10 protein-coding genes are annotated in these 11,788 nt (G+C 60.2%); 6 read left to right on the plus strand and 4 right to left on the minus strand.

Features of this window, described 5'->3' with window-relative positions:
• Window positions 1-35 precede the first annotated feature (35 nt).
• Entirely contained in the window at window positions 36-929 is an 894-nt protein-coding gene (locus BM438_RS13510) for a LysR family transcriptional regulator (RefSeq protein ID WP_093634747.1), read from the plus strand.
• A 132-nt stretch (window positions 930-1,061) separates the two neighbouring features.
• Here BM438_RS13510 and BM438_RS13515 read toward each other — a convergent pair whose 3' ends face one another.
• Together BM438_RS13515 and BM438_RS13520 are read right to left on the minus strand one after the other, a co-directional pair.
• Window positions 1,062-2,222 carry a porin gene (locus BM438_RS13515; RefSeq protein ID WP_093634748.1) on the minus strand — a complete coding sequence of 387 codons (1,161 nt, stop codon included), beginning with the start codon at window positions 2,220-2,222 and terminating at the stop codon, window positions 1,062-1,064.
• Window positions 2,223-2,630: 408 nt separating this feature from the next.
• Entirely contained in the window at window positions 2,631-3,362 is a 732-nt protein-coding gene (locus tag BM438_RS13520; RefSeq protein WP_093634749.1) for a FadR/GntR family transcriptional regulator, read from the minus strand.
• Window positions 3,363-3,637: 275 nt separating this feature from the next.
• Between BM438_RS13520 and uxuA the strand changes: the two genes are divergently transcribed.
• The 5 genes from uxuA (at window position 3,638) to BM438_RS13545 (ending at window position 10,206) form a co-directional block, all read left to right on the plus strand.
• Window positions 3,638-4,678, plus strand: coding sequence for a mannonate dehydratase (gene uxuA / locus BM438_RS13525; RefSeq protein WP_208620655.1), 1,041 nt, complete (start codon window positions 3,638-3,640; stop codon window positions 4,676-4,678).
• Window positions 4,679-4,762: 84 nt separating this feature from the next.
• Window positions 4,763-6,079, plus strand: coding sequence for an MFS transporter (locus BM438_RS13530; protein WP_093634750.1), 1,317 nt, complete (start codon window positions 4,763-4,765; stop codon window positions 6,077-6,079).
• Window positions 6,080-6,217: 138 nt separating this feature from the next.
• Window positions 6,218-7,435, plus strand: a complete 1,218-nt coding sequence (locus BM438_RS13535; protein ID WP_093634751.1) for a sensor histidine kinase — start codon at window positions 6,218-6,220, stop codon at window positions 7,433-7,435.
• 469 nt (window positions 7,436-7,904) lie between these two features.
• On the plus strand, window positions 7,905-9,752 hold the full coding sequence (locus tag BM438_RS13540; RefSeq protein WP_093634752.1) for a S10 family serine carboxypeptidase-like protein: 1,848 nt from the start codon (window positions 7,905-7,907) through the stop codon (window positions 9,750-9,752).
• Window positions 9,753-9,813: 61 nt separating this feature from the next.
• The gene (locus BM438_RS13545; RefSeq protein WP_234486853.1) at window positions 9,814-10,206 is read left to right on the plus strand and encodes a 2-oxoglutarate dehydrogenase; all 393 of its coding nucleotides are present in this window, start codon (window positions 9,814-9,816) and stop codon (window positions 10,204-10,206) included.
• 89 nt (window positions 10,207-10,295) lie between these two features.
• Here the strand turns inward: BM438_RS13545 and BM438_RS45870 are convergent, their stop codons facing one another.
• The gene (locus BM438_RS45870) at window positions 10,296-10,691 is read right to left on the minus strand and encodes a hypothetical protein (RefSeq protein WP_244179362.1); all 396 of its coding nucleotides are present in this window, start codon (window positions 10,689-10,691) and stop codon (window positions 10,296-10,298) included.
• Window positions 10,688-11,650, minus strand: coding sequence for a hypothetical protein (locus BM438_RS45875; protein ID WP_093634753.1), 963 nt, complete (start codon window positions 11,648-11,650; stop codon window positions 10,688-10,690). Before BM438_RS45875 ends, BM438_RS45870 begins: the two co-directional genes overlap by 4 nt.
• Between the last annotated feature and the right edge of the window lie 138 nt (window positions 11,651-11,788).

Raw genomic sequence — 11,788 nt, forward strand, 5'->3', positions numbered from 1 at the left:
ATTGCACAGGTTGTTAAACATTTTGAACAATGGCCATGGAATTCAACGATCTTGCCGCCTTCGTCTCGGTCGCGCGCGCCGGCGGCTTTCGTGACGCCGCGCGCACCAGCGGCGTCTCCGCCTCCAGCCTAAGCATTGCCGTGCGCCGTCTCGAGTCGAAGCTGGGTATGCGCCTGCTCAACCGAACCACGCGCAGCGTAGCCCCGACCGAAGCCGGATTACGTCTGATCGAAAAGCTGACGCCATTGTTCAGCGAGATGGAAGCCGCGCTGGATGTCCTGAACCGGTTCAGGGACAAGCCGAGCGGCACGCTCAAACTCAACGTGCCGTCGAGCGCCGCACGCATCGTGTTGCCGACCGTCATTCCCCAGTTCCTGAAGGCCTATCCCGACATACGCGTGGAGGTGGTGGTGGAGGATGGCTTCGTCGATGTGCTGTCGATCGGTTGCGACGCGGGCATTCGCTACGACGAGCGGCTCGAGCAGGACATGATCGCGATGCCGATCGGTCCACGTGTGCAGCGCTTCGCTACCGCCGCGACGCCCGGCTATCTCGACACGCATGGCAGACCCGAGCATCCGCGCGACCTGCTGGCTCATGCGTGCTTGCGTGGCCAGTTTGCCGGCGGCGCTACGCCGACCTGGTATTTCGAGCGTGACGGCGAGGTGGTGCAACTGAATCCGTCGGGACCGCTTCTCGTCAGACCCGGCGCTGCAATCGACCTCGCAGTCAGTGCCGCTGTCGCCGGCGTGGGGGTGATTCACCTGTTCGAGGACATGCTGCGCCCGCATCTCGATAGCGGGGCATTGGAGCCGATTCTGGAGCCGTGGTGGCAGCGCTTTTCTGGGCCGTTTCTGTACTATCCGGGCCGGCGTCATTTGCCGGCACCGTTGCGCGCATTTGTCGATTTCCTGAAGGCCGGTGATTAGCGTGAGCCTTTTAACTGCGGTTCAGCCGTTAAGAACCCGTGCAGACCATCGCACGCATGAAACCGTCAGTGTCGACGGATACCTGCCAAAGTGCAGGCATCCGTCGTAACGGATCGCGTGACGCGAGGCCGATCAGAATGCGTGACGCATCCCCACCGTAACAGCTACCTGCGTATTCGTCGAAGAAGGCGAGAGCGTGTTGATCATGGCATGCGAGAGCACGGAATCGGCCGGTGCGCCGTGCACGTTCTGATAGACGCCTTCAAGATAGAAGTCGGTGCGCTTGCTGATCGAATAGTCGGCCTGAAGCATCCCCGTATTCCATCCCGGCGACGAGCCGTTATAAGCGCCATGCGTGTAGGTATACGCGCCCGATAAAGTCAACGCAGGCGTGAGCGCGTACTTGACGTTCGCTTCATAGTTGTCGAGGCGCAGCGAGCCGCTCAGGGTTCCGGCGGAAGCGTCGTTCGCACCGAGGTAAGTGCCGGTTCCGAACGAGAAGACGCCCGACGCGTTGTCCATCTGCGTATGGCTCCAGACGAGGCCTACGGTAGCCGGTCCGAACGTGTAGTTGCCGCCAAGCGACCAGATACGCTGGCGCTGTGCAAGGAAGTTCGCGCTGGTGTCGCCCGTGGTAGCGGCGCCGCCCGCGCTGCCCGCGTTATTCAATTGCAGGTAGCCGGCAGCAAGATTGACGGGCCCTTGCGCATAGGACACACCGAAGCCGTATGAGCGGTTGTTCGCGAAGCTGCCGGCCTTATTGCTGAAGGCATACATCGTTTCGAATGTGACGCCGCGGACCGTCGGGCTCGTGTACTTGACCGTGTTGTTGAAAACGACCGAATTGGCGGCAAGATTGTCGTTTTCGAACGGATGCGCAGCCATGTTGCCGCCCCACGTGTTGAACTCCGCCGTGAGCGGACCGACCAGGTCGTTCATCACGTCAAACTGGCGGCCGAACGTCACCGTGCCGTATGGATCGCTTTGCAGACCGACCCACGCCTGAGAGCCGAAACCATCACCGGAGAAAGCCTGGGCTCCGTTATTCAAAAGGAATCCCTGCTCCAGCTTGAAGACCGCATGCAAGCCGCCACCGAGATCTTCCGAACCCTTGAGACCGAAGACCGTGTTTTGCGTCGAGCTGCTCACTTCCTGCCAGTTGCTATGCCCACCCTGATTGTTCGTGTAGACCAATCCTGCATCAATGAGGCCATAGAGCGTCACGCTGCTTTGCGCATGCGCCGAAATAGCAAAGGCGCCCGAAAGCGCGACCACGAGTAAAGACTTTTTCATAACTGTTGGCTCCGTGATTGAGCGATGTTGAACGTAATTAATTGTGTGCGTTCGATTCCCATTGGCGAGCGCGTTGGCCGCCAACAGGATCTACGAACGCATGGGCAACGGATAGGCAACGCATTCGCATGGCCGATACCATGAGAATTGCGAAAACATCCGATATTGTTTATTGATTATTGCGTGTGGCGCATTTAATAACGTGTGGGTAGCGCGTGCTGACTACAACATCGTTTTCAATTGAATTACGCAGGCGTATCTTGCGAGCCTCTGCCGAAAATGAACAGTGCAATCATATGACGGTGAAAATAAATTCCGCGTCAAAAATAAAAGTGTCGTGGTGGAAAAAGAACACGTAAATGGCACGTTCAGACAACGCGCCATGTCAAGCGTAAAAGGCGCGCATCCTTATCGCCACGCTTGAGTAAACTCCCCCACCACGCGGGACAGATGCGACTGCATTGCCTCTCGCGCTGCAACTGGATCGCGGCCCATGATGGCAGCGAAGATACGCTGATGATCTTCCTGTGACGCCGCCCGCATCGCCGGCGTATGAAAGTGTTCCTCGATCTTGGCCCACAGCGGATCGCTTCGCGCACAGTCCCACATCGCGGTGACCATATGCAACAGGACCGCATTGCCGGTCGCTTCGGCAATGCGCATATGAAACTGACGATCAGCCGCGTCGTTAGCCTGCTTGTCATGCATCTGCTCGCGCATTGTGGTGAGCGCGGAGAAGATACGGTCGAGGTCGCTGTCCTTGCGCTCGGTTGCCGCGAGCGCCGCCACTTCGGATTCGATTAACGCACGCGCACGCAGCGTTTCGATCGGGCCGGGGCCGCGTGGCAGCTCGAAGGTCACTGGCTTGGCGCCGATGCCTGCCGACACATAGATGCCCGACCCGCCGCGCACTTCGACCACACCTTGCACCTCCAGCGCGATGATCGCCTCGCGAACCTGCGTGCGGCTCACGCCGAATTTGTCGGCCAGGGTGCGCTCCGAGGGCAATCTCGAACCCGCTTCGAACTCTCCAGACGCCGCGATCAACGCGTGGATCTGTTTCGCGAGGCCGATGTACGAGCGGTCCGTGGCTTCTGCGTCCTGTCTGTGGGCGAATGGCTGGGTGGAGAAATCGGTCATCAAGTGCTCGTGGATAGGCATAGCGAGGCGCCATCTGTGGCCCTCGCGCAAAAAATGGTACACCACTTTCGTCCGCCAGCAGCTTTCCCTTCGTTGAAATCAACGCCAACCGCCCGCTCATCACGCAGGGACAAGGCTCAGCACGGAAATAGACTGGTAAACCACTATCGCCTCAAATTGGTCAACCAATCATAATCCGCCTGAATCGGGAGACCGGACAACGCGTTCCCTCCCGAGCCGGCAAGGCTGGTGCAATCAATCCAAGGAGTGAAATCGTGAAGATGTCTTTCCGGTGGTACGGCGAGTCCGATCCCGTCACGCTGCAGTACATTCGCCAGATTCCCGGCATGACGGATATCGTGTCCGCCATCTACGACGAGCCAGTGGGCGAAGTGTGGCCCGCGCACAGGATCGCCGCGCTGAAGTCGACGATCGAAGCGGCCGGGCTTCGGTTCGAAGTTGTCGAATCGGTGCCCGTGCATGAAGACATCAAGCTCGGCAAGCCGGGCCGTGACCGTCTCATCGCCAACTATCAGCAGACCATCCGGAACCTCGCGGCGGCGGGCATCAAGGTCATCTGCTACAACTTCATGCCGGTGTTCGACTGGACCCGCACGGAACTGTCGAAAACGCTCGAAGACGGTTCGACATGCCTCGCGTTCAGCACGAAGGAAATCGACGAGATCGATCCGAACAATGGCATTGCGCTACCCGGCTGGGATTCGAGCTACAAGCCCGAACAATTGAAAGCGCTGCTCGCCGAGTACCGCGAAGTCGACGAAACAAGGCTTTGGCAGCATCTGGAATATTTCCTGAAAGCGATCATTCCCGTCGCCGAAGAATGCGGCATGAAAATGGCCATTCATCCGGACGACCCGCCGCGCCCTATCTTCGGATTGCCCCGTATCGTGAAGAACCGTGACGACCTCGCGCGCATCGTAGGGATCGTGGACTCGCCGGCGAACGGCCTCACCCTTTGCTCCGGTTCGCTCGGCGCCGGACCGCAGAACAACGTGGAAGCACTCGTGCGCGAATTCGGCGGCATGGGGCGCATCCACTTCGCGCACATTCGCAATGTGAAGATCACGCCCGAGGGCGATTTCGAAGAATCGGCCCACCTGTCTAGCTGCGGCTCGCTGGATATCGCCGCGATCGTGAAGGCGTATCACGACACCGGATTCACAGGCTATTTCCGCCCGGACCATGGCCGCATGATCTGGGGCGAAACTGGCAAGCCTGGCTATGGCTTGTACGACCGCGCGCTCGGTGCCGTGTATATCAACGGCTTGTGGGAAGCGATGGACAAGCTTTCCTGAAGCCCGAATAAAACGATCCAGACCAAAGGCGCCGGCGCCCTGCCAGCCGGCGCCGCCATAACGCTATAAAAAACGGAGACTCCCATGCCACGCATCCGATGGACCATGATCTTCATGTGTTTCCTCGCCAACGTCATCAACTTCGTCGATCGGGCCAACCTGGCGATCGCCGCGCCGAGCATTCGCGCGGAGTTGGGTCTGGACGCGGTCGGCATGGGGCTCGTGCTCAGCGCGTTCTTCTGGACCTACGCGTTCCTGCAACTGCCGGCCGGCTGGTTCATCGACAAGGTCGGTGTGCGCGTGAGTCTGGCGCTGGCGGTCGGCTGGTGGTCAGCCTTCACGATCGCGACCGGCGCGGCTCGCGGTCTCGCGCAACTCGTGGGCGTGCGACTGATGCTCGGCGTCGGCGAAGCCGCGGCGATTCCGTCGTTCGCCAAGGTTGCGTTCAACTGGTTTCCGCGCAGCGAGCGCGGGCTTGCGAGCAGCATCTTCGATAGCGGCTCCCGCGTGGGCTCAGCGCTCTCGCTGCCCCTGGTTGCGTGGTTGATATCCCTTGTCGGCTGGCGTGGCTCGTTCGTGATCACGGGGGGCCTCGGCGTTGTGTGGGCGCTCGCCTGGTGGTTCATCTATCGCGACCCGGAGCGCTACAGAGCGATTGCACCTGAGGCCGTCGACGCTTTGCTGGCACAGCGCGCCGCCCCTGCCGCAGCCGTTACGTCAGACGAGAACGCCGGCACGGTGTCGTGGCTCGATCTGTTTCGCTACCGCACGGTGTGGGGCATGATGATCGGGCTCTTCTGTCTCAACTTCGCGATTTATTTTTTCATCACGTGGTTCCCGAGTTATCTGCTGCAGTCACGTGGATTCTCGCTCGCGTCACTCGGCACGTGGGGTATGCTGCCGGCGCTGCTGGCCATTCCTGGCGGCTGGCTTGGCGGCCTCGTGTCGGACAGTCTGTTCAAGCGCGGATGGAGCGCAACCGCGGCTCGCAAGACATGCCTTGTGATCGGCATGCTTCTCTCGTCGTCGATTGCGTTGTCGGTATTGGTTCAGAGCACGTGGGCATGCCTCGCACTGTTCGCGCTTGCCTACGCCAGCTTGTCGTTCGCCGGCGCTAATGTATGGACCCTGGTTGGCGAAGTGGCGCCGACACCCGCTCATGTGGCGTCGCTCGGCGGCATTCAGAACTTTGCAGGGAATCTCGCCGGGATTTTTATCACCACATTTACCGGGGTCATGCTGGCGATCACAAAGGGTTCGTTTGTGATTCCGCTGATGGTTGCGGGCTCGCTATGCGTGGTCGGCGCCCTGTCATATCTGTTCATTGTCGGTAAGGTCGAGCCCTTGCCTTTACTCCCCCGCACGCGAACGGCAAAGATTGCCGGACATGAAGCCGCGTGAACAACTACATCGGGACCGCCGGGTTGAACCTGGTGTTCATCTGGCCTGGCTTACGCAAGAGCATGTTCCACAATCAGCAATTGCGGCCATAATGGGGCAGAAACTTCTGTTAGGACCTTCACCCCCGATGCACCGACTATGACCGAAACACGCGTTACCCCGCTGCGCAAATTTGCCGATTTCGTTCGCGAGCAGCGGACGCGCCTGACCGCGCAATGGATGAAAACCGTTTTCGGCGATGTCGACCTCGTCGAAGCGGACAAGCTCACCTACCAACAACTCGCCGATCACCTGCCGGAAATTCTCGAAGGACTATGCCTTGCGCTCGACGTCGAAGATCTCGAACGCGTCGAGCCGGCGATCGAACGCGATGCGAGAAAACACGGCCTGGTCCGCTGGCGTCAGGGCTACCGGATCGAGGAACTCGTGCGCGAGCTCGATCTGTTCCATCAGGTGCTCGCTGACGCGCTGGAAGAATTCGCCGAGCAGGACAGTACGTTCACACGCCGCCATGAAGGACGGGCGCGGCGCCTAATCGCGGAAACGCTCAGCATGGTGACGCTCACATCGATCAAGGAGGTGGTCAGCGAGCGGGACCGCAAGATCGATGAGTACACCGGCAGGCTCGAGCGCGCCAATCACGAACTGACCCTCAAGCAGCGGCTGGTCGGAGATCTTTACGAGTCGCGCATGCAGATCACCCGCAGCGTGGTTCACGATCTGCGCAATTTTCTGAACGCGTTTTCGGTTGCGCTGCAACTGATCGAACGGGCGCCTTCAAAGGCCGACATAGCACTGACGCTGGCCAACCGGCAAGCTGCGGATATGAAGCAACTCGTTGACCAGATGGTCGAGTACTCCGTCGTGCTCGGCGACGGCACGCCGAACACATTCGAGCCAGTGGATCTGCATGCGCTTTACGATGAGCTCGTCGCCTCCTCGCGCCCGGCCATCGAAGCCAAAGGACTTAAGCTACATGCAGCGTTCGATCCGGCGCTATCCGTAGTCACGTCCAGTCGTCTCAAGCTTAAGCAGATTGCGGTCAATCTGCTCTCCAACGCGACGAAGTACACGAAGTCCGGCGAGATCCAACTTGCCTTCGCCATGGCCGATGCGGAGCACTGGTCGATTCGCGTGTCGGATACTGGCGTGGGCATCGCCCCTGCGGACGCGAACCGCGTTTTTGACGAATTCGAGCGCGCTGCAGGCGACGATATTCCCGGCACGGGTCTCGGTCTTGCGATCGTCAAGGAGCTCTGCCGCGTGCTAAACGGCCAGATTGATTTTGCGTCACACGAAGGCGTTGGAACGACGTTCGAAATCCGGTTCCCGCTCGTGCTCACCGAAGCCGAATAACTACCTGTCGGCATCCGGCACCCAAACCGGATGATCAGTACATTTTAATTATTACGATTAACAAACAAACACATTTAACTTCGTAATAAATAATCGATTAACTCACACACGCATCACGCCCCGACCGGCCGGGCCCTGCGCGACTTCAAGCACAATTTCCCGAAGTTGCAATTACGGAAATCCGGTACATCCTTGACAAAGGCCGGTGGCGTCACCTATTTTTCATCTGCCGCCAATATACGAATATTCGATTGCGGAAAAATGCCCCGAAAAGAACCGGAATATCCAATCCAGATATTTAGTTATTCTACGCATACTGCATAGAGATCTGAATCTATGCGCTTTGAAGTAAGTTGGTCTCACCGCTGCATGCCGACGATGCATCACTAATATTTCGAACTCCGATATATTTTCATCGGCGATAGCGGCCTTTGTGAAACGGTATCTGAACCCACCACCAAGGATAGAGATGAAACGTGACGAGCGTCTTTCCGGCAATAGCCAACATCGCCAAAACAGGCTGCCGGGCCTGGGAACGAGCCTGGGCACATTAACAGTCGCGATCCTGCTTCTCGGCGGATGCGGCGGAGGGGACGGCGGTTCGTCCTCCGGCACGGCTGTGAGCATGCAGCAGACTGCAGCGAATCAGCAGCTCACCGCACAGGCCGCCGCGCAGTCGCAATCGCCAACGGCCAATCAAACCTATATCGACCCGGTCGCCTATTCGGGCAATGCCACAGATGGCCTCGCGCCGGCTCAGGCGTCCGAGAAAGCTGCGGTCATGCACTACCAGTGGACCCAAGGCAGAACGCCGATCAACTACACCACCACGACCGGCCATTTGACCGCCACCGATTCGAGCGGCAACCCCGAAGCGACGATGTCCTATGTCGCGTACACCGTGCCGAGTACGAACGGCGCGCCGCGGCCTGTCACGTTCGTCTACAACGGTGGCCCCGGGTCCTCTTCCATCTGGTTGCGGCTCGGATCGTTCGCGCCGACGCGGGTTGCCACGCCTGACCCGGTGTTCGGGAACTGGCCGAATTATCCGCTCGTCGACAATAAGGAGAGCCTGATCGACACCACAGACATGGTCTTCATCGACCCGCCCGGAACCGGTCTGTCCGAGGCGATTCTGCCGAATACGAACCAGAAGTACTGGACGACCGACGCGGACGTCAACATCATGCGCGACTTTATCCAGCGCTATCTGACGGTCAACAGTCGCAGCAGCTCGCCGATTTATCTGTACGGCGAGTCGTATGGCACACCGCGCACCGACATGCTCGCATTGGCGCTCGAATCGGCCGGCGTGCATCTGACCGGCATCGTCCTTCAGTCTGCAATCCTGAACTATTTCGCGGATGCGATCGAGGCCGTTGCAATCACGAACTCGACGAGCGCGCTGGCATTGGATACGGATACGCTGGCGGGCTATTTCCCCGGTTACGCGGAAGTAGCGGCTTACTACAACCAGGTGTCGCCGGCGCCGCTCAATCAGGACCTGTACGCATACCAGGCAAGCCTGTTCGTCACGAACGAATACAACAAGTTCAGGCGGTACTCGCAGTCGTGGGTGCTCAGTCAGCTCGGTATACCGGACGCTCTGGGCACGCCGGTGTTCCCCAATGCGAAAACGCTTCAGTCGTGGGCCTTGCCATCCAGTTTGACCCTGCAGGCGCTACAAGGCTACTTCGGCGCCAACCCGTTCTCGACGAGCCTCATACCAGGCACGACGATCGGCCGGTACGACGGACGCGTGTCATTGCCGAACTCGGATCCGCGTCTGCAAAACGACGGGGACCCGTCCGACATCCTGATCTCCCAGCCGTTCACCACGGCTCTGGCGACGCAGATGCCTGACTACCTCGGCTACACAGCGCCGAACGCAACCTATTTGCCGCTGAACGACAACATCATCAACGTGTGGGATTTCTCGCATGACGGAAAGCCCTTGCCCGATACGATCCCGGATCTGCTGGGCGCGTTGACGCTCAATCCGCAGCTCAGGGTACTCTCGGAAAACGGCTTTCACGATCTGGCCACACCGTTCTTCAATACCGAGAAGCAACTGGCACGGCTGCAGACGGTACCCGGTCTGAATCCCGACTTGCAGGTCAACTTCTTCCAGGGCGGGCATATGATCTATCTGGATGACGTCGCCCGCCCGCTGATGAAACGGGATCTGGTGCGCTTCTACCGCGGCACGCCGCTTCCGGATGCGCTCGCCCTCTGGACGCTGCCGCCGCCGTGGCGCGACGAGAGCCCAGCCAGTCAGCCGACCGCTACTGCCACGGCGCAAGTCACGGCACCCTGACTGAACTGACGCGATGTGCCTCGTTCGCGATACTCTATTCACTCAATCAATGCGAGTCATCATGTCCCTTATCGATATGTTGCGGCGTGTCTCCCCGTTGATCGCCCTCTGCTGCTTTGTTGGCAGCGCGCATGCGTTACCGCCGCAAGCGGTAGCGCCGGCGACGCCGCCAAACGGGGCCAGGGGGGTCGACGGTCCGTTCTTTCCTCAAAACCGTGCTGCTCCCGTCACGCCGACGACCGGCACGGCGCTGCAGCAGGAAGCCCAGCAGCGGCTTGAAGCGCGACTGGGGGCGAACACGGCTCTCAGCAATGGCGCCGCGGTCACGAAAACGCAGGCTCAGACCGCGGGGCTCGGCTATGTCGCCAAGCACTTCGATCAGATCGACACGAGCCACAAAGGAAGTGTGACCATGAGCGATGTCAGGCAGTATCTGCAGCAGCAGGGCCGGTAGCAACCGACCGTTGGTCAAAGGCATGCCTTTTCTAAAAGACCGCTTTTGACAATGCGCGAATGGCCGCTTCGGCCATTCGCGCGTTTCGTTTATCTCGCCCCGGCGTTCCCGCCAGTCGGCAAACAGTCGCCCATTGCGCCGCCGCGGTCGCTCAGTCCTCGCATCACAACTTCGGACGACTTGCCATCACGTCTCGCCAGTTCGGCGAGGTCAAGCAACGCTGCATATTTCGCCGAACAGTCCTGTTCAGGTTCAATCGCTCGGTGCACAGCAGGCGTTTCAGTGCTTGCGATGCCCTCACCGACTGCAATCGCTATCCCCGTTGCAACGATCATCGTTGCCAACGCACCGACCTTGCATAGCGTCCGTGTGCGTATCGCGTTGAAACGTGGCCGCAGCGTCCGAGCACTTCCCTCCTCGCTCATCCACTGCGGACCGATCCGGCCGGCCTCATCGCCGGTTCTCACTCGCACGTTTTTACTCATGACCAGTGCGCCGGCACCCAGACATTCCCCACCCAGTGCCCCGGCACCCACACGACAGGGCGCGGCGCAGGAGCCACATAGACAACACGCGGCGCGACATACACAGCCGGCGGCGGGGGCGGCGGAACGTAGACAACCGGAGGAGGCGGCACATACACAACCGGCGGCGGAACAACGACCGGAGGCGGTACGACAACAACCGGTTTCGGTGCAACCACGACCGTCGTGCTGCCCGTCGTGACGACGCCGGTAGTCGTGACCGTTCCGCTCGTCGTCACGGTGTTGCCATGCGTGCCCGTCGCGCTCGTCGACGTTGTCACGACGCCCGGTGCTACACGCGTCGCCGTGCCGGAATGATTGACGGTTCCGCCATCAGACCCGGTCACCGTGCCGGAACGTGAGCACGACGCGCCCGCGCAGTTGGTCGATGCCGAGTGGTTGACCGTGTTGCCGTTCGAGCCCGTGACCGACCCGGACGACGAATACTGGCCGGGCGCGGTTTTGGTCACATCGCCTGAGGTCGTGGCTGTTTTACCGTCGGGTCCGGTGAGGGTGCCGGTGTGGGAACACGTGCCGCCCGCACAGTTGGTGTCGCCGGCGTGCTGGACCTGGTTGCCGTAGCGCCCCGTCGCGGTGCCCGAATTCGAGAACTGGCCCGGCGCGTTGCGGGTCACCGTGCCCGTGTTGGTCGCCACGCCACCGTAGGGGCCGGCCACGCCGCCAGCATGCGAACAGCTACCGCCGCCACACGAGCCGTAACGCGCGCCGTTATAGGTGCCACGCGACGTGTAGGCGGTGCCGTGCTGCGACCAGGCGAAAACTGAAGCGCTGCTGAACGCCAGCACGGTAACGGTTGCGGTGAGCGCGAGCTTGCGCAGCGCGCCACGTACGGAAGCGGCGGGCGTCACGGAGGCAGGAGAAGCGGCGGTAGCTGCGACGACGAACGAACAGTTTTTCACGGTATGTCCTTCTTGATTTCGGGCCACTTCTGCGCACTGCTGCGTGGCGACAAACGGACTATAGAAGGACGCCTGGATTTAATCAGCAGCGAAGATATGTCACCCTGTTTCACCACGACAGAGGCCCGCTGGGCAAGG

It is taken from the genome of Paraburkholderia aspalathi, from assembly GCF_900116445.1.
Taxonomy (GTDB): Bacteria; Pseudomonadota; Gammaproteobacteria; order Burkholderiales; family Burkholderiaceae; genus Paraburkholderia; species Paraburkholderia aspalathi.

Coding starts and splice junctions, on each gene's coding strand:
- BM438_RS13540 (WP_093634752.1), top strand. CDS start 7,905: ATGAAACGTGACGAGCGTCTTTCCGGCAATAGCCAACATCGCCAAAAC.
- BM438_RS13530 (WP_093634750.1), top strand. CDS start 4,763: ATGCCACGCATCCGATGGACCATGATCTTCATGTGTTTCCTCGCCAAC.
- BM438_RS13510 (WP_093634747.1), top strand. CDS start 36: ATGGAATTCAACGATCTTGCCGCCTTCGTCTCGGTCGCGCGCGCCGGC.
- BM438_RS13515 (WP_093634748.1), bottom strand. CDS start 2,222: ATGAAAAAGTCTTTACTCGTGGTCGCGCTTTCGGGCGCCTTTGCTATT.
- BM438_RS13535 (WP_093634751.1), top strand. CDS start 6,218: ATGACCGAAACACGCGTTACCCCGCTGCGCAAATTTGCCGATTTCGTT.
- BM438_RS13545 (WP_234486853.1), top strand. CDS start 9,814: ATGTCCCTTATCGATATGTTGCGGCGTGTCTCCCCGTTGATCGCCCTC.
- BM438_RS13520 (WP_093634749.1), bottom strand. CDS start 3,362: ATGACCGATTTCTCCACCCAGCCATTCGCCCACAGACAGGACGCAGAA.
- BM438_RS45870 (WP_244179362.1), bottom strand. CDS start 10,691: ATGAGTAAAAACGTGCGAGTGAGAACCGGCGATGAGGCCGGCCGGATC.